Origin of the sequence: Macrococcus sp. DPC7161 (genome assembly GCF_004117835.1) — a bacterium.
Taxonomy (GTDB): Bacteria; Bacillota; Bacilli; order Staphylococcales; family Staphylococcaceae; genus SDSC01.
This window is the reverse complement of the sequence record NZ_SDSC01000003.1, coordinates 239,163-260,307: the sequence shown is the minus strand read 5'-3', so window position 1 is coordinate 260,307 and position 21,145 is coordinate 239,163. Positions and strand designations below refer to the sequence as shown.

Below are 21,145 nucleotides of genomic sequence, written 5' to 3'. Positions count from 1 at the left end.
TGATGTTTGAAGAAATTGAACGTTTTGTAAAAGCCCGATATAAAGATGCAAAAGAAATAAAGAAGTACGCTTCAGAAATTGCGAGTGAAATAGCTGAAAGGATGGAATACGGGAGAAAAGCAGCAGAGTATGCAACATTAGTTTTTAAACTTGAAATGGAAAAAGCGAAGATTGATACGTCCATTAAAAAGATGAAAACAGCCAAAAGTGAAGCTCAAAATAATGCTTTGTCGATTCAATCGGATAACCCTAATATTATTTATAATAATAAAAAGAAATTATTACTAAACAAACTTAATGAATTAACTGAAAAATCCGAACAGGCTAAAAATAGTATTGAATTATGTATCAGATCAGCAAATGAAAGAAAAGAATACTATCAAAATAAAATTTTTGGATAGGAGAGAGCGTTATGAGTAATGTTGAAGTATGTACTGCCACCTTTGAAGGGATAAGAGCTAAAGAAGATGAAATTTCAACAGCATTAAAGAATGCAGAAGCTGCTAAGCAATCATTTAATGAAGCATTTAAGATGACACAAGAGTTATGTAATTACATCGAAGGTTCAAGTTGGGAAGGTGAATTTAAAAACAAGGTTGTTGATATACTTAAAACAGCAACAACTTTTCAAATGATGATATCTCCGACGATGGATGAACATGTTAAAGCGATAAGTGAGCTTAAAGGAAATTTATCAGAATATGACAATCTCTCAATTACAAAAAAATTGAAAGAGGTTAATCTATAAGCGTATGATGCAGATAAATAGAGATGATTATTTCACTTATGAAGAACTGAAGTTATTAAGTAACAGTGATATACCATTAATTCATTTTGAAATTGCACCGCCACGTAACTATGAAGAAGCTAAAATGGCTTTAATTTCTAAAGAATTATTAACAGAAGAACTCAATTTAACTGAAAATGGTATAAAGGTTGCACATCAAATAAAGGAATACTGTAAACATCCATACAATATTAGATTTGGAGATATACAATTCTCTCCATCTATCTCAATTGAAAATAGATATTTTTTTCTAAGTAGATTTGAAGAGAATAAATTTCAAATTAGAATCGCAGACCGAGCTGCAGTTTGGTCTTCGATATTAGATCAATATCCAATATTATTAAGACAAGAAGAGACAAACGATTTTAGATTTAGAACAATTGGCGAAGATGCATTAAAACTGATTGATGAGGCAGATATCAGCACCATATCTGATGCTATTGAAATTGAAATTATCAATATCCATTCCAAAAGTAAACATACGATTTATCAAATATATGAACAATTTGATTTATTGTTCATATATTATCCAAAAAAAAATGAAACGTATAACATTCATATTGCTGTAATTACTTCGATGCTATTTGAATGTTTAGGTTTCACTAAAGAAATGAGTGAAGAACATGTCTAAAAAAGTTACAGTCGATCCTGAAGAATTGTATCAAATCATCATGAAGCTTCAAGAAATAGATGAAAAGTATGGAGAATGTATTACTCAATTTGAGCAAGTTGTAAATAACAACTATTATCAAAGTGTTAAAGCAAGTAAAAGTATGGGGGCATATGAAGCGGTTCTGGCTATATTGAACAATTTGAATGGGAAATTTGGATTAATATCTGAAGGTATTGGTTTTTCTGCAAGAGAATTTGCAGAAGCTGATGAACATTGGGGTAACGAATTTGCTAAGTTAGTTAATAATATAGAAGGGTAGATGGTGTGATGAGTTCAATCTATTATAGAACAAGTGATTATGAATCAGAACTTCGTATAATGGAATCCATCATTGAAGCCGTGACATCAGAGGACTTTGAAAAAGTTGATGATGCGATAACGAGCGCAAGAGGTGCCATTAGGGCACATGATGAAGATGGGGTATGTACACTTAATGCAGAAGAAGTGGCACCGACAGGGCGTAAGATGATGCGGTTCTACGAAGATGCGATGCACGACTATACGGCGAATATTGATAAACAGCTGAAAGAGAAGATCGATGATCCATTCTGCACTGCACTGGATAACTTCGTGAATAATGTCTCAAATGTTGATATCAATAAAATTGTGATCAAGCATGGAAGTGCTGCTAAAGGTGGAACATATGGTGCCGATGGCGTGCTGACAATTTCTGATACTAAAGCGTATAAAGCTGATAACGTATTTAACTTAGAGGAACTACTTGAAAGTGAACCGCACATCCAGAAGGTCATCGACCAGAGCTATCAGAATGCGATTAAGCAGAAGGACTTTAAAGATCTGAAACGTGAAGATTTTCAGGATATGATGACGAAAGGTGCAAGCTTTGAATATGAAAGCTATACGGAAGAGAGAGCACGGTTAAAGGCAGAAGAGGAAGCCCGACTGGAATTGGAGAGACAGGAAAGAGTAGAGATGATTGTAGATGTTGCGGTATGGGCAGGGATTGGTGTTCTTACATTTTTCGTACCACCTGCTGGAGCCGCAACTGCGGCAACATATACGATGTACTCTGCAGCGAATGTAGCTGCTGGTAAGAATCTGATGACCGGAAGAAAGTATTCGACCTCAGAACGTATCATTGAAGGTGCCTCCATCCTTCCAGTTGGAAAGGCCATCAAAGGTGTTGGAAAGCCGTTCTTGAATGCGACTGCGAAAACAGCCGCAAAGACAACTGCTGGACAGTTTATTAAAAGTGGTTTGAAAGAAACTTCGAGAATGGCCTCGGGAAAAATGATGAAACTGAAATTGTCGTATCAGAAGATGATCGATAAGGCAGACGTAGGCTACAGAGTAGCATCGATGATTGAACGTGTTGAAGGAAAGAAGGAAGCCATCCAACATGCGACAAAGGCGTGGTATCAGAATCAAGGGAAAAAAGTTGCACAGTATGTTGATGATAGGATGGTGCCGGTCGTACAGAAAGCAGCCAGTCATGGGGTCAATCGTTATAACCGAGTCGCTGATGCACTGAATAAGCTTGGTGTCAGACCACAGTATGCTTATGCGGGAATCGGAACAGATGTAGTCAAGAAGATCAGCAAGCGCGATATGGAGCAATATATCTCTAAGGCAGCATCCAATATAAAGCATAAGGTCAATCCTGTGTCTGCAGGAGATCAAACGATTGATCTGACGAAGAATAACGGTAAGAAACTTAAAGTGGGTGAAGATGATGCACATCTAATCACAAGAGTGGACTATACAGAGAAAGAACATATGATGTGGAAAAATGGAAAAGCGTTAAAACCTAATGTTGAATATGTCACACCGGAAGGTCATTTATATCGTACTGATGATTTAGGTAGAATCAAGTATGTTGAAGTTGATAATCTGTTTCTTAAAAAGGGCAAGAGAAAGCCATATATGCAGAGAGTTGCAGGCAGAATATTTAGAAGAAAGGATGATGATGGCGGACACTTAATTGGAGATCAGTTTGCAGGTAGCGGAGACATTGATAATCTAGTACCAATGAATAGTCAGATTAACAGAAGAGGTGGCCAATGGTACAATATGGAAATGACTTGGGCTGATGCTTTAAAAGAGGTACCACCAAAACAAGTAAGGGTAAAAATAGAACCAATTTATAGCGGTGAATCATTGAGACCAGACAAATTTAAGGTAAAATTTACAGTAGATAATAAATATTTTGAAAAAACAATTATTAATGAAAAGGAGTTCTAAAGCAAATGAGTAATGAATTAATTTCTAATAAAGTTATAGAAATAATACACCAAGCAAATGACATGATACCTGAAGAATGGTATCAGTTATATATAAACGGGGATATAGATGATAGAGAAGGTGGAATATATTTTTTCTACAATACAGAAGATAATAAAGAAAAATGGCAATATTCAGCAACTATGCAATTTGAAATTGAAGGATACTCTCCGGAAATATATAGTGCTGAACAAGAAAAGTTATTTCAATTAGGAGTAGAACTTCAACAAATCTTCCGTGAAAATAATCAAGCAGTCTGGTCAAAAGTTATCTTGAATGTAGATGAGAATATGAAACTTACAACGGAGTTTGATTATGCGGATTGGAATTATAGTAAATATAATGAGTATCAGTATATGGATTACTTTACACACGAATATTTAAATTTACCACTCGAGGATATTGATGAAGCGCTTTTTGAAGAAATGAAGTCATTCAAAGATGAAGAAAACAGCAAGCAAAGGTAAATAGTCAAGATTAATAAAGCGATAAGTATAAAGCTTATCGCTTTATGTTCGAATGAAATTTTGAGAATATTCAAAAAGTAGGAGGGTTAAAAATTTTCGACACCAGAACACCAGGTCGTATTGGGGATGGCGCCGAAGAAAAGAGCTTAAACCTAATATTGAGTTCATTACACCGGAAGGGTATTTATATCGTACAGATGAATTTGGTAGAATTAAACATGTCGAGGCGACAGAACTTGTACTGAAAAAAGCGAAGAGAAAGACCTATATGCAGCGAGTCGTGGGACGAGAGTTCAGGAAGAAGGATGATGATGGTGGACACTTAATCGCATCACAGTTCGGTGGTAGTGGTGACTTGGACAACTTAGTGCCGATGAACAGCAAAATAAATAGGGTTAATGGTAAATGGTACGACATGGAGAAGGACTGGGCAGATGCGTTAAAGGAAACTCCGCCCCAAAAAGTACAAATTAAAATCGAACCAGTATATAGTGGTGATTCATTGAGACCGGACAGATTTAAAGTTCATTATACTATTGGTGATGAAAAACATTTTAAAAATATAGCGAATGAGGGAGCGTAAAATGGAACAATTAATTAATAATAAAATTATTGAGATTATTGAATATGTAAATGAAATGATACCAGAAGAATGGGACGAATTTTATGTCAACGGTGATATCAATGGTAAAGAAGGAGGTATATTCTTTTACTATAGAATCGATAAAAAATGGATATATAGTCATGATATGTATGATATCTATGAAGGTTATTCAATGGAGGAGTATGGAAAAGATTGGGATAAGCTTTTTTATTTAGCAGTAGATCTCCAACAAATCTTCCGCGAAAATAATCAACCTATCTGGTCAAATGTGATATTACATGTAGACGAAAATATGAAATTGACGACAGAGTTTGATTATGCAGATTGGTCAAGTACAGAACGATATGGAATGCCGTCACTATATTTGGCGTTTTTTAAATATTATTATTTAGGAATCAAGCCCACAAGATTTTCGATAGAAGAATTAGAGAAAATGAAGGCATTTAAAGAGAGAGAAAACAGTAAACAAAATTAGTACATATGATAGCCGGTTAAATAGGTGGTAGGTATCTTAACCTATCACTTGTTTATCGTAAAGCTATTCCTATATGAAGGGTAGATGGTGTGATGAGTTCAATCTATTATAGAACAAGTGATTATGAATCAGAACTTCGTATAATGGTATCCATCATTGAAGCCGTGACATCAGAGGACTTTGAAAAAGTTGATGATGCGATAACGAGCGCAAGAGGTGCCATTAGGGCACATGATGAAGATGGGGTATGTACACTTAATCGCATCACAGTTCGGTGGTAGTGGTGACTTGGACAACTTAGTGCCGATGAACTCAACTTTAAACCGCCATGGAGAATGGAGAAAAATTGAGGAAGCTTGGGCGAAGGCTCTGAAAGCAGAACCTCCTAAGAAAGTACAAATTAAAATCGAACCAGTATATAGTGGTGATTCATTGAGACCGGATAAGTTTGTTGTTAATTATAAAATTGGGAATGAAAAATATGACAAAGTAATAGAAAATAAGGAGAGTATATATGAAACAATTAATTAATAATAAAATTTTAAAAATAGTAGAAAAAGCAAATGACATGATTCCAGAAGAATGGAACGAACTCTATATCAATGGAGATATTAATAACGGTGAAGGAGGTATCTTTTTTTACTATAATACAGAAGATGATTTGAATTCTTGGCAATATTCAGCAGATTTAAGCGATGATTTTAGTGGTTATTCCGATGAAGAGTACACAAGAGATTGGCTCGAACTGTTTGAATTAGGAAATGACTTACAACAAATCTTCCGAGAAAATAATCAACCCATCTGGTCAAAAGTTATCCTACATGTGGATGAGCATATGAAATTGACAACAGAATTTGACTATTCAGATTGGTATAATTCTGAGTATGTTGATTATGAGTACATGGATTACTTTAGAGATGAATATTTGAATCAGCCACCTAAACACGTAGGTATGGATGTTGTTCAACAAATTCGTGAATTTAAGATTAAAGAGAATAGTAAGCAAAGGTAAATGATCAAGATTAATTAAGCGATAAGTATAAAGCTTATCGCTTTATTTTCGAATGAAATTTTGAGAATAATCAAAAAGGATGATGCACATCTTATCACAAGAGTGGACTATAAAAAGAAGGAGCACATTGTAAGGGGATGGCGTTGAAGAAAAGAGCTTAAACCTAATATTGAGTTCATTACACCGGAAGGGTATTTATATCGTACAGATGAATTTGGTAGAATTAAACATGTCGAGGCGACAGAACTTGTACTGAAAAAAGCAAAGAGAAAGGCCTATATGCAGCGAGTCGTGGGACGAGAGTTCAGGAAGAAGGATGATGATGGTGGACACTTAATCGCATCACAGTTCGGTGGTAGTGGTGACTTGGACAACTTAGTGCCGATGAACAGCAAAATAAATAGGGTTAATGGTAAATGGTACGACATGGAGAAGGACTGGGCAGATGCGTTAAAGGAAACACCGCCCAAAAAAGTGCAAATTAAAATCGAACCAGTATATAGTGGTGACTAATTGAGACCAGATGAATTTATTGTAAAATACACAATTGGAAATGATTTTTACAAAAAAATATACCAATCGGGGAGTAATTAAATGGAACAATTAATTAATAATAAAATTATTGAGATTATTGAATATATAAATGAAATGATACCTGAAGAATGGGACGAATTTTATGTCAACGCTGATATCAATGGTAAAGAAGGAGGTATATTTTTTTACTATAGAATCGATAAAGAATGGATATATAGTCATGATATGTATGATATCTATGAAGGTTATTCAATGGAGGAGTATGGAAAAGATTGGGATAAGATATTCTATTTAGCAGTAGACCTCCAACAAATATTTCGCGAAAATAATCAACCGATATGGTCAGATGTAATTATACATGTAGATGAAAATATGAAATTGACAATAGAGTTTGATTATGCAGATTGGGATTATAGTAAATATAACGAGTAAAAAAAAATGGATTATTTCAGACATGAATACTTGAAATTACCACTTAAGCATGTGGATGAAGCATTTTTTGAAGAAATGAAGGAATTTAAAGAAAAAGAGAATAGTAAATATATTTAACGCTTTTCGACGTAATTTAGTCATATAAGTGTATATTGATTTGAAATACTATCTGGTAAAACGCATTAAACACCAAAAAATTTTAATTTATGTACAAAGGAGTCTAAATTATGAATTTAAAGAATAAAAATAACCAAATGATTATTAGCATATGTATGGCGCTGTTCATCGTAACTCTATTAAGCGCTGTGTTTGTCCCTGATTATACAAAGTACTTTATCATTGGCTATCTCGTAATTTGTTTACCATTATCATTCTTCTACAAAATGGAATATAAAGATGAACAAGAATTAAAGCGTGATATCAAACGTGAGGATGCGAAACCTTTTGATCAGAAAGGTTTTAATTTAATTATTGCAGCGCTTGTCCTCGTTGCAATTGCTTATATGATTACAATGTTTAGCGTACCTCATGAATTTAGACGAATTGTTACGATGGTATTTTTAATCATTATGATGCCAATCGCATTTAAAGGAAATCAATACTGGGGATTGAAGAAAATACATAAGAACGAGAAGTAAATAATGGTACGAAAAATTGATTTGATTTCTGTTTATTTATAGATTTATTTGTGGGATTACATAGTTTTTAAAATTCTCAATTAAGCCTATATCGTCGAGATTTTAGTTACGTATTATATTACATTATACAGCCTTCTAGATTTGTTCATTGCCCTGATTATTAATAGTGAACTTTAAGAACAGAAACGTTGTCAGCTTATTTTAGGATATTTGATAGTTAAAAATGTTTTATAAGAAATGGTGAGGTGTGTGATGACTAAAAAACATAAGAGTATATTTTCACTTTCAAAGATTATTATTGGTTGTTTAAAAGAAATGGCTTATTAGCTTTACTAAGTCTAATGTACTTAATATTAATTTTTTGTAATATTTTAGATTTTTGGGGTAATGGATTTAGTTGGAACGATATGCCAGATTATCATAAAACGTATTTAATTTTTATTTTGAGTTGGTGTTTATTAGTGATTCTGCACCAAACATTTTGTATTAGCATTCCATTGTTTCGTGATGAAATGAAATTTACATGGCCAAAGATGATATTAGATTTAACCTTTACTCAATTAACATTACAGGTCGGTCTATTTGGAATATTGATGGGGAAAGTAGGCACTGGTGCAACAGATCCAGCTGTAGACTTATTCGGGTTGATGAAAATTTATATTATATACATGGGCATCAATATTCTCTATTTTGCTGTGTTAGGTATGCTCTATATAAAATGGGTATATAGTTATAAAAAATTGTACTGGAATATTTTCTTATTACTAGTGATTATCTCGTTAGTTATAGCCTACTATATGGCACAGTCTAATTTTGGCTATGATGTATCAGGAGCACCGATTGTCGATGAAAGATTGCAAAAGTATTCAGGGATATATTTTGCTTTTTCATATTTAATGTTTTTAATAATGTCCGTACGAAACTATATGCATTTTTCAAATTTATTTAATAAAAGACACCTTGCATCAAACTATGTACCTAAAGAAGGCGAAATAATCTCTGATGAAGTTAGTGAAGAAAAGAAAAAGCCGATTACAATTAATCAAAGTGAAAAGAAAAGAAAAAGATACAAGAAGCGTCAAAAAAGAAATAAGAGAAAGAATTAAAATGTATTTAATAATATTCTATTGCGTATAACGATTTAATTATACAAGTGAGGTGCCTTATAAATAAATATAAAAAGTTATTATTCTTAATGGTGATATCATTAATAATGTTAAATACAGGATGTTCAAATATCGTGATAACAAAAGATCAAAAAGTCGAAGAGGCGTTTGAGAAACATTTGTCGATTTATCCGGTGAAAAGTTTGGAAGACTTTTATGATATGGAAGGATTTAGGGATGGTGAGTTTGAAAAGGATGATAAATGAACGTGGGTTGTGAGTTCTTATTTTTCAGAAAAAGCAAGTAAGAACGAACCATTAGTTTCTAGAGTATTGGTCTTATTTATAAATCGTAATAATAAGAAGGTAAAAGGAAATTATATAGTTGATAAAATAACTCCAGATTTAAAAGATAATCAATCAGTAGAATATCCAGTAGAAATGAAAAATAATAAATTAATTCCTATTGGAAATATGCCGAGAGAAATTAGAGAACAAATAGAAAATTATAGATTTTTAGTACAATATGAATCATTCGGAGATTTGTCAAAACTGAAGAGAATTAAAGAACCTTACAATGAAGAAATGCCTTTATATACTCAAACTTATGAGTTGCCTAAACAACATAGATTAAATAGATGGGTACAGAAAAATTTCGAAGTTGATGAAAAAAACGCAGAACTTTATATTGAGAAATCTGGAGAATTGAAAGGGAGTATTATTGGAGATTTTAATTTTGAAATTTCATATAACCCAAACAATAAAAATCATAAATATTATAGTGAGTCAGTAGAATTTCAACCATCAATGGAGGAGTAAATTTATGATAGATATCGATAACAATATAAAAAAGATTGATAAACGATATGAAATAGATACTTTTACTGGTCATTCAAAAGGTGGGCATGATGCTGAATAATAATCATTAAAATGTTTCACATATTATTTATGAAGGAAAATATAAATAATATGCGAAATATTTTAAAGAAAGAGGTGCAATATGAAGCGTTATAAAAAATTGTTGATGATAGGAGCTACAGTAATGATGATAGGAACGGGATGTTCAAATATGGCACTTACAACAGATCAAAAAGTAGAACAAGCATTTGAGAAGCATTTATCGATTTATCCGGTAAAAAGTTTAGAAGATTTCTACGATATGGAAGGGTTTAGAGATGGTGAGTTTGAAAAGGATGATAAAGGAATGTGGGTGCTAAATTCAAGTATTTCCAATCAATCAGAAGAAGATGGGCCACTCATTACTCAAGGTATTGTACTATATTTAGACAGAAATAATAATATGGGGAAGGGTTATTATAGTTATACAAAGTTCTATGAGGAGTTTGGTAAAGATGAAAAAATAACTTATAAAATCGAAATGAAGAATAACCAAATCTATTTAGCAGATAAAGCAAATAATGATGTAAAGCAATTTGTTGAAAACTTTAGATTTCTCGTTCAAGATGAAAAATTTAACGATTTAAATAAGTATAAAAAAATTAACACCACATATACTTCAAATGTGCCATTATATACTTCTGAGTATAACTTAGATAAAAATAATGAAATAAATAAATGGGTACAAAAACAATATAATATTTCAGAAAAAGACGCAACGCTTTATTTAGAAGGAACTGGAAATTTAAAAGGGAGCAGTACTGGGGACTTCTTTTTTGAAATTAGATATAGTAAACCAAAAGAAAAAGAACAATATTTTAGTGAGAGCATTACTTACCAACCAACTGAGAGGTAGAAAATCATAAATACAATATTGTATTTAGATAAAAAAATCAATGGTAATAGTGAGAAAACGAGTACAGTGGCTTCAGTGAGTTATTCTATTGAAGATTCAGTTTATCAGAGCATAAGTAGAAAACACATTAAACAAATATTAAATAAGAAATCAGAAGCCAACAAATTCCCTAAAAACCTCACTTTCTTCGACGCATATTTGGATGAAAAGTCTGGTATGAGTGGATGAGCTTTTTTGGATGAAGAGACATGAAAGGTAATCATTGGATTTTCAGGGACAAAACTAGATACAGGGAATATACATATTGCGAAGGATGATGCTAAAAATAATCATTAAAATGTTTCCCATATTATTTATGAAGGGAAATATAAATAATATGCGAAATATTTTAAAGAAAGAGGTGTAGTATGAAGCGTTACAAAAAATTGTTGATGATAGGATCTACGGTATTGATGATAGGAACGGGATGTTCAAATGACAATACGCATAATGAGCGAGAAAATCGAGTACAAAGGGAATTAAACCAAAAACCTCAGAAGAAAACAGAATTAGATAAAAAAGTTGAAAAGTCATTCGAAGAGCATTTGAAAATCTATCCTGTGAACAACTTAGATGACTTTTATGACATGGAAGGCTTTCGAGATGAAGAGTTTGATAAGGATGACAAAGGGACGTGGGTGTTAAGTTCTAAAATTGCAAAACAAAAAGATGAAAACGCCCCACTGATTTCTAACAATATATATTTATTTTTTAATAAAAATACTAATGAAGCTACTGGTAAAAATGTAATAAGAAAAATTTATAAGGACTTTAATGAAAATGTAGAAAACGAATATAGAATCATTTATAAAAATAATAAAATAGAACTCATTGATGATGCACCAAAAGAGGTTGATCAATTTCTTAAAGATTTCAAATTTTTAGTTGAAGAAAAATCTTTTGGTTCACTTAAAGAACTGCCGAAGGTGAGTTCACGGCACAATTCAAATCTTCCAATGTACTCAATCAATTACTTATTAAAACAAGATAATGAAATCAACAAATGGATACAAAATAAATATAAGGTAATGAAACAAGATGCTATCTTAAATATCGAAAATACAGGACAATTAAATGATTCGAGTTTGAGTAATTTCTATTTTGAAGTAACATACAAAGGTAGACAAGGAGAAGTACAATACTTTAGAGAAAGTGTAGGTTTTCAACCGTCAAAGGAGGATAATTATGGAGATACAAATAGATAAAGATATTAATGATGGTACTGAATCTACTAGTACAGTATCTAGTATTTCATATCCTTTAGAAAATGCACTATATAGCGGAAATAGTACAAGGAAAATTTATGATTATTTGAATGATTTAAAAGATGAAAAGAAATTCCCTAAAAACCTCACTTTCATCGACGCGCACCTAGACGAAGCGACAGGTATGAGCGCAGTTGCGTTCATAGATGAGGAGACAGGTAAAGAAATTGTAGGATTTACTGTGACGAATCTAGATACAGGGAATATATATGGTGTGAAGGATGATGAAAAATAATAATTAAAATGTTTCCCATATTATTTATGAAGGGAAATATAAATAATATGCGAAATATTTTAAAGAAAGAGGTGCAGTATGAAGCAATATAAAAAATTGTTGATGATAGGAGCGACGGTAATGATGATAGGAACGGGATGTTCAAATGAGAGTCAGCATATTGAGAAAGAAAATCGAGTACAAAGGGAATTAAATCAAAAACCTCAGAAGAAAACAGCATTAGATAAAAAAGTTGAAAAAGCGTTTGAAAAACATTTGTCGGTTTATCCAGTGAAAAGTTTAGAAGATTTCTACGATATGGAAGGATTCAGAGATGGTGAGTTTGATAAGAGTGATAAAGGGACGTGGGTGTTAACTTCAAATATATATCATAAAAAGGATGAAAATGCACCATTAATTTCTAAAGGAATTGTACTTTATATTAATAAAAATACAAATATTACAAAAGGAAAAGTGATACTAAAAGAACTGCAAAATAGTGTAAATAAGCGTAACATAAAAGAATATAAAATAAATATGAAAAATAATCAATTATCATTATCAGAAAATGCACCTGAGGAAATAAAAGATTTTTTAAATGAATTTCAATTTTTAGTTGAAGTAGAACCTTTTGATAGCTTAAGTGATTATAAAAAACTTAATTCAAGTCACAATGAAGAATTGCCTCTTTATACAATTGATTATTTATTACCTAAAGATAACAACATCAATAAATGGTTACAGAATAATTATAAATTATCAAAAGAAAATGCTGTTTTAAGAATTGAAAAAACAGGAGATTTAAAGGGAACAAGTCTTAGTGAATTAAATATAGAAATTGAATACCCAATAGAAGACGGAGGACAATCTTTTTTTACTGAATCAATTCTATTTCAACCATCTAAATCGGAGGAATAAATATGAAATTAGAATTTGATGATAAAATTAATGCGTTTTCTGAAGAAACTAGTACTGTTTCAAGTATTGCTTATCAAATTGAAAATGGAATTAATAAAGGGATGGACAATGATAAAATTCATTCACAAATATTAGAAAAACAAGATAAAAACAAATTCCCCAAAAACCTCACTTTCATCGACGCATATTTGGATGAAAAATCTGGTATGAGTGGATGCGCTTTTTTGGATGAAGATACAGGAAAGGTAATCATTGGATTTGCAGGGACGAATCTAGATACAGGGAATATACATGGTTCGAAGGATGTAATAACAGATATTGAAATCGGATTTGAAGTAATAAGTGGTCATCATAGCTATTATAAAGGAACGGATGAATTTATAAAAAGTATCGATCAAGACTATACGATTTCAACATTTACAGGACACTCAAAAGGTGGGCATGATGCTGCTGTGTTAGGAATGAAGTATCAAGTTGATAATATCGTTGTTTATAATTCAGCACCTTTGTATCATAAATATGCTCATTATGTGACTATTCCAGTAATACCAAGTGTAAATCAGTTAGATATTGTTACTAAAAGACCACATTCTTTTTTACCTGGGAATAATATGATTGGTCTTAAAGATCGAATGACATTTCTTTATGAAGTAGCTAATAAAATCCCACTCGTTACATATTTCAAAGATAAACATCATATGAATATGATTTTAAATGATAAGAAAAACTATAAAGGTAAAATTACTTGGTTTGTATCAAGTCGTGATTTACTCAATTCGGTAAACGATTTAACTAAAACAAAAACAGTAAACGATAAAAAGATAATTTATAACGAGAAGGATCATAGCATGGCCTGGTTTTTAGGTAAAGGAGAACAGGCTATCATTCGCGATGAATTAACGAATTATAATGAAGTTCACAAAAAATCATTTCATTTTTCAGAAGCTAAAGTCGGTTTATTGCTAGCGAATTATATGAAAGAATTTCCTCAACTAAAAATAGTTGAGCAATTTATTAATCAATCGAGTAGTAAAAAGTTATCTATTGATAAGGTATCATCAATTTTTGAAATTTTACAACTTAAACATGATATTGATACTACAATTCAAGATATGAAGAATCAATATGAAAATTATTATGAAAAATTTGTAACGCTTTGGGAAAGTACTTCTTCGAATGCTGTATTTATAGGAGATCATCTAACGTACAGTGAAACAATGGATGCATTATCAAGAGTTGGTTTTACCAAACAACTTGTAAAAAATGAACCCATTCGCAAAATTGAACATAGACTTGAACAATTAAATGCATTCAATCATAAGTGTTCGGTATTGTTAGAAAAGATGTTAAATAGTGTGAAAATTATTGATGAAAAAGATAATGAATTATCTCGACAGTTTGGAGAGGGTTTACGATGAATAAAGAATCATTGCTTGAACAGTTAGAAGAAGAAAAAGATAATATAATTAATGAGATTGAAAGACAATTAGAATCATGTCAGCATACTTTAGATGATACAAAGAAACATCAATCTATTGTTTTTGATAAACTTCAATATATTAGAAATAGACATCACATAAACATAAATTTTAATCATCGACTTGATGGTTATTTAAGTTCATATTTAGATGAAGTGAAGTCGATTATTGATAGAAAAATATATGAAATAGAAGATGAAAGAGAATCATTCTTAAAATATTATAACAGAAGATATCATGAAATATTGGAGGGTGAGTATGAACTTAAAGACACTAAATTTACAAGCTAAAGCAGTGGAGAGTAATATTATTTCTTATGTATTAGTGCCACCACAAATTGAAAGTTATCATCAGGTGGTGGAAAGTATTCATACATTTGAGACACAGCAATTAGAAAGTTTAACAACAAAAATTAATGCTTTTACGGACAGATTTGAAATTGAAAATAATGGTCATTGGGTTGAAAATGCATTAAATGATTGTAATAAGATGATTCGTGATTTAGAAACTATTTTTAATGAAAAAATATAAAAAACACACTAACCAATTTGTTAGTGTGTTTTATTTAGATTATCCTCTAAAAGTAAATCCACCTTTAGCTTCGATATCCGCTGATTTTTCACCGAATTGTTTGAAGTTATTTTGGAATTTAAGTGCTAAATCATGTGCTTTTTCATCATATGCTTCACCTGATACCCATGCGTTACGTGGCATTAAGATATCTTTTGGCACACCTGGTACAGAGTTAGGTACGTGTAATCCGAAGATTGGATCTGTTGTGTACTCAACTGTTTTTAACTCACCAGAGATTGCACGACGAATCATTGAACGCGTATGTGTTAAGCTCATACGGCTACCAACACCGTATTCACCACCAGTCCATCCAGTGTTTACTAAGTATACGTCTGAACCGTGTTTGTCGATTAAGTCACCTAACATATTTGCATAAACTGTTGCATGTAATGGTAAGAATGGTGAACCGAAACATGTTGAGAATACTGGTTGTGGGCTTGTAACACCACGTTCAGTACCTGCTAATTTTGATGTAAATCCACTTAAGAAGTGATACATCGCTTGTTCTTTCGTTAATTTAGAGATTGGAGGTAATACACCAAATGCATCTGCTGTTAAGAAAATGATTGTTTTTGCATGACCAGCGATTGATGGTAATACAATGTTATCAATATTTTCAATTGGATATGCAGCACGTGTATTTTCTGTTAATGATTTATCAGTATAATCAGGGAATCCTTTTTCATCCACTTTAACGTTTTCTAAGATTGCACCGTAACGGATTGCATCAAAGATTTGTGGTTCTTTCTCACGTGTTAAGTCGATTGTTTTTGCGTAACATCCACCTTCAATATTGAAGACACCGTTATCATTCCAACCATGCTCATCATCACCGATTAATTTACGGTGTGGGTCTGCTGATAATGTTGTTTTTCCAGTACCTGATAATCCGAAGAATAATGCAACGTCTTTGTTTTCTCCAACGTTTGCTGAACAGTGCATGCTCATTACACCTTGAGTAGGTAATAAGTAGTTCATTACACCGAAGATACCTTTTTTCATTTCACCAGCGTATTCCGTACCACCGATTAAAATGATTTTATGTTTGAAACTTGTAATAATGAACGTTTCAGATTTTGTACCATCAATTTTAGGATCTGCTTTAAAATGTGGTGCTGAAATGATCGTGAAGTCTGGATCAATTAAAATCCCTTCATTATATGTTTCTGGACGGATAAACATTGTTCTAGCGAATAAGTTATGCCAAGCAAGTTCGTTAATGACACGTAATTTTAATTGTGTTGCAGAGTCTGCACCTGCATATCCATTAAATTCATATACTTTTTCTTTTGTGCCTAGGTAGTCTAATACGCGGTCTAATAATTTTAAGAAGATGTCTTCAGAAATAGGTTGGTTAACTGTACCCCAGTCAATTGCATCTTTCGTTTCTGCTTCTTCAACGATAAATTTGTCTTTAGGTGAACGCCCTGTATATTTACCAGTTTCAGTTCTTACTGCACCTGATTCAGTTAATACACCTTCACGGTTTGATAAGATTTCATTAACTAATTGTGTTCTAGATAATTGATTTAATACTTTGTCTGATTTCAACAAGTCCTGTAATTTATTAAAGATTTGTTCACTCATAACAGATCCCCCAAGTTAATATTTTCTGCTAATGTAAGCAGTTTCATGCACTAGTATAACACATATCAAATATCTGTCTATAATGTTTATAAGGATAAATAAAATTCAAAATTATTCTGAATATTAGTCATGAAAGTGAAACGTATTGACAGTGAACTTAAAGTTTAGTATTATCTTACTTGCGGATTCTCTTATCCAGAGTGGTGGAGGGACATGGACCCTATGAAGCCCAGCAACCTTCTTATTTTATATAAGAAAGGTGCCAAAACCGTTTGCAGTGGAAACTGAACGATAAGAGTGAAATGGACTTGATGGATTTTAAGCCTTCTCACTCAATTGAGAAGGCTTTTTTATATGAGAACCGTTAATAAAACTAAGGAGAATTAACATGACAGATCGTAAATTATTTACTTCTGAATCAGTAACAGAAGGACACCCAGATAAAATCGCTGACCAAATTTCAGATGCGATTTTAGATGAAATCTTAAAAGGAGACCCAAAAGCACGTGTTGCTTGTGAGACTTCAGTAACAACAGGTATGGCTTTAATCGCCGGTGAAATTACAACTTCTACATATGTAGATATTCCAAAAGTAGTTCGTGAAACAGTTAAAGAAATCGGTTATACTCGTGCAAAATTCGGTTATGACTTCCAAACAATGGCTGTATTAACTGCAATTGATGAGCAATCACCTGATATCGCGCAAGGTGTTGACCGCGCATTAGAAGACCGTGGAGAATTATCAGATTCAGAAATCGAATCAATCGGTGCTGGTGACCAAGGTTTAATGTTTGGATTTGCTTGTAACGAAACAGAAAGCTTAATGCCATTACCAATTTCATTATCACATGAACTTGCACGTCGTTTAACAGAAGTACGTAAGAATGGTACATTAGATTACTTACGTCCAGATGGTAAAACACAAGTAACAGTTGAATACGATGAAGCAGGTAAACCTAAACGTATCGATACAATCGTTATTTCAAGTCAACACCATGAGAAAATTGAATTAGAACAAATTCAATCAGACATTAAAGAACATGTCATTAAACCTGTAGTAGATCCTGCTTTAATTGATGAAGATACAAAATACTTCATTAACCCAACTGGTCGATTTGTTATCGGTGGACCTCAAGGGGATGCTGGTTTAACAGGTCGTAAAATCATCGTAGATACTTACGGTGGATATGCACGTCACGGTGGTGGTGCATTCAGTGGTAAAGATGCAACTAAAGTAGACCGTAGTGGTGCTTATGCAGCACGTTACGTTGCGAAAAACATCGTAGCAGCAGGTCTTGCAGATAAATGTGAAGTACAATTAGCGTACGCTATTGGTGTTGCTCAACCTGTATCAATTTCAGTTGAAACTTATGGTACATCAGAATACACTGAACAACAATTAGTAGAAGCAGTTCGTAAAACATTTGATTTACGTCCAGCAGGAATCATCAAAATGTTAGACTTACGTCGTCCAATTTACAAACAAACAGCGGCATACGGCCACTTCGGTCGTACAGATGTTGACTTACCATGGGAAGCAACTGACCGTGTAGATACTTTAAAAGCAAACTTAGCTTAATAAATGAATACAAAAAAGAAGTGACTAGCAAATTGCTAGTCACTTTTCTTGTATTATTTAGATTCTTCAGTTGTTTCTTCTTCAGTAGTTTCTTCTTCAGTAGTTTCCTCTTCTGAAGATGTATCTTCTGATGATTTATCTTCTTCAGATGAAGTGTCTTCAGCAGCTTTGTCTTCAGTAGTTTCTTCTTCAGTAGTTTCTTCTTCAGTAGACTCCTCAGTTGTTTTATCTTCAGCAGCTTTGTCCTCAGTAGTTTCCTCAGTTGTCGCTTTGTCTTCTGATTTTGAATCTTTTGATCCCTCACCACATGCACCTAATAATAAAGCAGAAGCAAAAGAACCAACTAAAACGAATTTTTTTAAGTTTACCATTTCATATTACCTCCAAGATTATATTAAGTCCCCCAATGTTTTTGGGTTAATATCATCATTACAAATTATTGTTAACTACTTAAGAATTTAACGTTAAATTTCGTTAATTTGTGTAAAAAGTGATAATAAAATGTAAATTGCATTAATGTTATTTAAACTTAACGAATTTAAAACACGTTTTAAATGTTCTTTCATCTCAAAATGCGTTAAAATATAGAAAGAATTAAAAGAGGTGAAGATATGGAAATGAACACAACAATGTACATTATCATTGGATTGGCAGTACTTGCTTTAATTTTCTTATTAATGTGGATACTGGCAATTAAAAGTAAGAAAACTGCGTTAACAAAATCACAAAATGATTTTGAAACATCAAAAAATCAATTAAAAACAGATTTTGAATCACAAGATGAAAAAAATCGTATTGCATACAAAAAAGAACTTGCTGAACAAAAAGAGCAATACGAAAGAAAAATAAGTGATAAAGATGCACATATTGAATCTTTAAAGCTTTATTCAAAAGATAAAGGTGAATATTTAACGGATTTAGCATTAATTCAATTTAGAAATCGTTTAGTGCAAGAACAACGTATTCGTTATGAAGATATGTTAATTATGGCTAACATCTATTTACCAGGCCAAACGATTAAAGCAACAGACAAATTAGATCACTTAGTCATGACAAGAACAGGTATTTATTTAATTGATTCAAATTACTTTACAGGCCATATTTTCCACGGCATTAATCATCATGAATTTGCACGTGAACCGATGTTTGAAAGTTTATTTGAAGTATTAAAGTTAGATCCACAAGATGAGCATTCATTTATTTTAGAAAATAATGACGGTAATGCTCAATTTAGATTAATTGATAAAGCATTTGTTCAATTAAAAGAACGTGCAATTCGATTACAACAAGAATTAAACTTACCTTATCCAGTAACACCAATTATGTATTTTGATGGAGAAGGGTATAGTAATGACCATGTGTCTAATTTTGCGACTGATCAAACCGTTAAAATTTCAGTAGGTAAATATGAATTAGAACACTTCTTCGAAAAATTTGTCTTCCATGGCAGATTCCAATACAAAGTAGAAGAATTAGAAGCAATTCGTGAAAAATTAGAAGATTTAAATCCATAATGCAATTAACATCTCTACCAACATAGGTAGGGATGTTTTTTTAGGCAACAAATCAACATAATCAGGCACATTTGTTGGCGAATAAATTATAGAAGCTTACAATATAATTGAAAACTCAATGTATAAAGGAGCAAAAACGATGAAACAAATCACATTTAATAATGGCAATCAAATGCCGATGTTAGGATTAGGTACATTTAGAGTAAGTGACGGAGAAACACTTGTACAATCAGTTAAACATGCAATTGAAGTGGGCTACCGTTCAATAGATACGGCGATGATTTATGATAACGAATCATCAGTAGGTCAAGGGATTAAAGAAGGATTAGCATCAACAGGATTACAACGTGAAGATTTATTCATTACATCAAAGTTATGGTTAACAGACTATGGTAAAGAAAACGTAGAAAAAGCGTATTTAACAACATTAGAGAAATTACAACTCGATTACTTAGACTTATATTTAATGCATTGGCCAGGAACTGATGAAGCGCTATTCATCGAAACATGGCAAGCATTAGAAAAATTATACGAAGCAGGAAAAATTAAAAATATCGGTGTAAGTAACTTTACAGAAGCACAATTAGAAGCATTATTAAAAGTAGCTAAAGTAAAACCAGTTATTAACCAAGTAGAATATCATCCAGTATTAACACAACAATCATTAAAAGCGTACTTAAAAAATCAAGATATCGTCATGGAATCATGGTCACCACTAATGAATGGAGAAATCTTGAAAAACGATACAATCATTGATATTGCAAATAAATATAAAAAATCACCAGCACAAATTATTATTCGATGGAATATCGATACAGATGTCGTGGTCATTCCTAAATCAGTAACCGCATCACGTATTGAAGAAAACATTGAAGTATTTGACTTTGAATTAACAAAAGAAGATATCGAAGTAATTAATGCATTAAATGAAGAACGAAGAATCGGACCAGACCCAACTGAATTTGATGGGAAGTAGTTAGATATATTTTGATATACTGCCGAGTAGCTAGTATTTGTTAAATACTAACCAGTGGGGCATAAAAATAGTCGAAAATGCTGCTGAGTAGCTAGTATTCGTTAAATACTAGCCAGTGGGGCGTAAAAATAGCCGAAAATGCTGCCGAGTAGCTAGTATTCGTTAAATACTAGCCAGTGGGGTATAAAAATAGTCAAAATTGCTGCTGAGTAGCTAGTATTCGTTAAATACTAGCCAGTGAGGCATAAAAAAAAGCAAATAAAAACCAAAAAAAACGACGT

General features: G+C 32.3%; 27 protein-coding genes, 2 pseudogenes and 1 riboswitch. Of the genes and pseudogenes, 27 read left to right on the top strand and 2 right to left on the bottom strand.

What is annotated here, in order from left to right:
- Positions 1-2 precede the first annotated feature (2 nt).
- From ER639_RS06690 to ER639_RS06575, 24 genes and pseudogenes are all read left to right on the top strand, one after another.
- Positions 3-401, top strand: a complete 399-nt coding sequence (locus ER639_RS06690) for a hypothetical protein (RefSeq protein ID WP_129064997.1) — start codon at positions 3-5, stop codon at positions 399-401.
- Positions 402-412: 11 nt separating this feature from the next.
- Positions 413-748 (top strand): virulence factor, encoded by a 336-nt coding sequence (locus ER639_RS06685; RefSeq protein ID WP_129064996.1) that lies wholly within the window; start codon positions 413-415, stop codon positions 746-748.
- Positions 749-752: 4 nt separating this feature from the next.
- Positions 753-1,418 (top strand): DUF5081 family protein, encoded by a 666-nt coding sequence (locus ER639_RS06680; RefSeq protein WP_129064995.1) that lies wholly within the window; start codon positions 753-755, stop codon positions 1,416-1,418.
- The gene (locus tag ER639_RS06675) at positions 1,411-1,719 is read left to right on the top strand and encodes a hypothetical protein (RefSeq protein ID WP_129064994.1); all 309 of its coding nucleotides are present in this window, start codon (positions 1,411-1,413) and stop codon (positions 1,717-1,719) included. Before ER639_RS06680 ends, ER639_RS06675 begins: the two co-directional genes overlap by 8 nt.
- 8 nt (positions 1,720-1,727) lie before the next feature.
- Positions 1,728-3,662: a DNA/RNA non-specific endonuclease gene (locus tag ER639_RS06670; protein ID WP_129064993.1), complete on the top strand. Its 1,935-nt coding sequence runs from the start codon at positions 1,728-1,730 to the stop codon at positions 3,660-3,662.
- Between the two features lie 5 nt (positions 3,663-3,667).
- Positions 3,668-4,168 (top strand): immunity protein YezG family protein, encoded by a 501-nt coding sequence (locus ER639_RS06665; RefSeq protein WP_129064992.1) that lies wholly within the window; start codon positions 3,668-3,670, stop codon positions 4,166-4,168.
- A 118-nt stretch (positions 4,169-4,286) separates the two neighbouring features.
- Positions 4,287-4,751: pseudogene (locus ER639_RS06660) on the top strand (DNA/RNA non-specific endonuclease); the annotation flags it as partial.
- Position 4,752: 1 nt separating this feature from the next.
- Positions 4,753-5,247 (top strand): immunity protein YezG family protein, encoded by a 495-nt coding sequence (locus ER639_RS06655; RefSeq protein ID WP_164993378.1) that lies wholly within the window; start codon positions 4,753-4,755, stop codon positions 5,245-5,247.
- Between the two features lie 92 nt (positions 5,248-5,339).
- Positions 5,340-5,528: a hypothetical protein gene (locus ER639_RS12520; RefSeq protein ID WP_129064989.1), complete on the top strand. Its 189-nt coding sequence runs from the start codon at positions 5,340-5,342 to the stop codon at positions 5,526-5,528.
- Positions 5,479-5,778, top strand: coding sequence for a DNA/RNA non-specific endonuclease (locus ER639_RS06645; RefSeq protein ID WP_129064988.1), 300 nt, complete (start codon positions 5,479-5,481; stop codon positions 5,776-5,778). The genes ER639_RS12520 and ER639_RS06645 overlap by 50 nt, the downstream gene beginning before the upstream one ends.
- On the top strand, positions 5,762-6,259 hold the full coding sequence (locus ER639_RS06640; protein WP_129064987.1) for an immunity protein YezG family protein: 498 nt from the start codon (positions 5,762-5,764) through the stop codon (positions 6,257-6,259). The genes ER639_RS06645 and ER639_RS06640 overlap by 17 nt, the downstream gene beginning before the upstream one ends.
- 168 nt (positions 6,260-6,427) lie before the next feature.
- The gene (locus ER639_RS12415) at positions 6,428-6,772 is read left to right on the top strand and encodes a DNA/RNA non-specific endonuclease (protein WP_368665663.1); all 345 of its coding nucleotides are present in this window, start codon (positions 6,428-6,430) and stop codon (positions 6,770-6,772) included.
- An 81-nt stretch (positions 6,773-6,853) separates the two neighbouring features.
- Positions 6,854-7,225: an immunity protein YezG family protein gene (locus ER639_RS06630; protein ID WP_129064986.1), complete on the top strand. Its 372-nt coding sequence runs from the start codon at positions 6,854-6,856 to the stop codon at positions 7,223-7,225.
- Between the two features lie 227 nt (positions 7,226-7,452).
- The gene (locus tag ER639_RS06625; RefSeq protein ID WP_129064985.1) at positions 7,453-7,863 is read left to right on the top strand and encodes a hypothetical protein; all 411 of its coding nucleotides are present in this window, start codon (positions 7,453-7,455) and stop codon (positions 7,861-7,863) included.
- Positions 7,864-8,270: 407 nt separating this feature from the next.
- On the top strand, positions 8,271-8,969 hold the full coding sequence (locus ER639_RS06620) for a hypothetical protein (protein WP_129064984.1): 699 nt from the start codon (positions 8,271-8,273) through the stop codon (positions 8,967-8,969).
- Positions 8,970-9,058: 89 nt separating this feature from the next.
- A pseudogene (locus tag ER639_RS06610) lies at positions 9,059-9,787 on the top strand (tandem-type lipoprotein).
- 181 nt (positions 9,788-9,968) lie between these two features.
- Positions 9,969-10,721 carry a tandem-type lipoprotein gene (locus ER639_RS06605; RefSeq protein WP_129064981.1) on the top strand — a complete coding sequence of 251 codons (753 nt, stop codon included), beginning with the start codon at positions 9,969-9,971 and terminating at the stop codon, positions 10,719-10,721.
- A gap of 75 nt (positions 10,722-10,796) precedes the next feature.
- Entirely contained in the window at positions 10,797-10,949 is a 153-nt protein-coding gene (locus ER639_RS12250) for a hypothetical protein (RefSeq protein ID WP_164993376.1), read from the top strand.
- 179 nt (positions 10,950-11,128) lie between these two features.
- Positions 11,129-11,965 (top strand): Csa1 family protein, encoded by an 837-nt coding sequence (locus ER639_RS06600; RefSeq protein WP_129064980.1) that lies wholly within the window; start codon positions 11,129-11,131, stop codon positions 11,963-11,965.
- Entirely contained in the window at positions 11,946-12,260 is a 315-nt protein-coding gene (locus tag ER639_RS06595) for a hypothetical protein (RefSeq protein ID WP_129064979.1), read from the top strand. Before ER639_RS06600 ends, ER639_RS06595 begins: the two co-directional genes overlap by 20 nt.
- 78 nt (positions 12,261-12,338) lie before the next feature.
- On the top strand, positions 12,339-13,157 hold the full coding sequence (locus ER639_RS06590) for a tandem-type lipoprotein (protein ID WP_129064978.1): 819 nt from the start codon (positions 12,339-12,341) through the stop codon (positions 13,155-13,157).
- Between the two features lie 2 nt (positions 13,158-13,159).
- Entirely contained in the window at positions 13,160-14,575 is a 1,416-nt protein-coding gene (locus tag ER639_RS06585; protein ID WP_129064977.1) for an alpha/beta hydrolase family protein, read from the top strand.
- Positions 14,572-14,925, top strand: a complete 354-nt coding sequence (locus ER639_RS06580; RefSeq protein ID WP_129064976.1) for a hypothetical protein — start codon at positions 14,572-14,574, stop codon at positions 14,923-14,925. The genes ER639_RS06585 and ER639_RS06580 overlap by 4 nt, the downstream gene beginning before the upstream one ends.
- A complete protein-coding gene (locus ER639_RS06575; RefSeq protein ID WP_129064975.1) occupies positions 14,894-15,166 on the top strand; it encodes a hypothetical protein in 273 nt (90 codons plus the stop codon). Before ER639_RS06580 ends, ER639_RS06575 begins: the two co-directional genes overlap by 32 nt.
- Positions 15,167-15,205: 39 nt before the next feature.
- Here the strand turns inward: ER639_RS06575 and pckA are convergent, their stop codons facing one another.
- Entirely contained in the window at positions 15,206-16,795 is a 1,590-nt protein-coding gene (gene pckA, locus ER639_RS06570) for a phosphoenolpyruvate carboxykinase (ATP) (RefSeq protein WP_129064974.1), read from the bottom strand.
- A 188-nt stretch (positions 16,796-16,983) separates the two neighbouring features.
- Positions 16,984-17,093: riboswitch (SAM riboswitch) on the top strand.
- Between the two features lie 90 nt (positions 17,094-17,183).
- On the opposite strand from pckA, the gene metK reads away from it, so the two are divergent.
- Positions 17,184-18,374, top strand: a complete 1,191-nt coding sequence (metK, locus tag ER639_RS06565) for a methionine adenosyltransferase (protein ID WP_129064973.1) — start codon at positions 17,184-17,186, stop codon at positions 18,372-18,374.
- Positions 18,375-18,427: 53 nt separating this feature from the next.
- Here the strand turns inward: metK and ER639_RS06560 are convergent, their stop codons facing one another.
- Positions 18,428-18,745, bottom strand: a complete 318-nt coding sequence (locus tag ER639_RS06560; protein ID WP_129064972.1) for a hypothetical protein — start codon at positions 18,743-18,745, stop codon at positions 18,428-18,430.
- 240 nt (positions 18,746-18,985) lie between these two features.
- On the opposite strand from ER639_RS06560, the gene ER639_RS06555 reads away from it, so the two are divergent.
- Positions 18,986-19,888, top strand: coding sequence for a nuclease-related domain-containing protein (locus ER639_RS06555; RefSeq protein ID WP_129064971.1), 903 nt, complete (start codon positions 18,986-18,988; stop codon positions 19,886-19,888).
- A gap of 139 nt (positions 19,889-20,027) precedes the next feature.
- Positions 20,028-20,864 carry an aldo/keto reductase gene (locus ER639_RS06550; protein WP_129064970.1) on the top strand — a complete coding sequence of 279 codons (837 nt, stop codon included), beginning with the start codon at positions 20,028-20,030 and terminating at the stop codon, positions 20,862-20,864.
- The last annotated feature ends 281 nt before the right edge of the window (positions 20,865-21,145 follow it).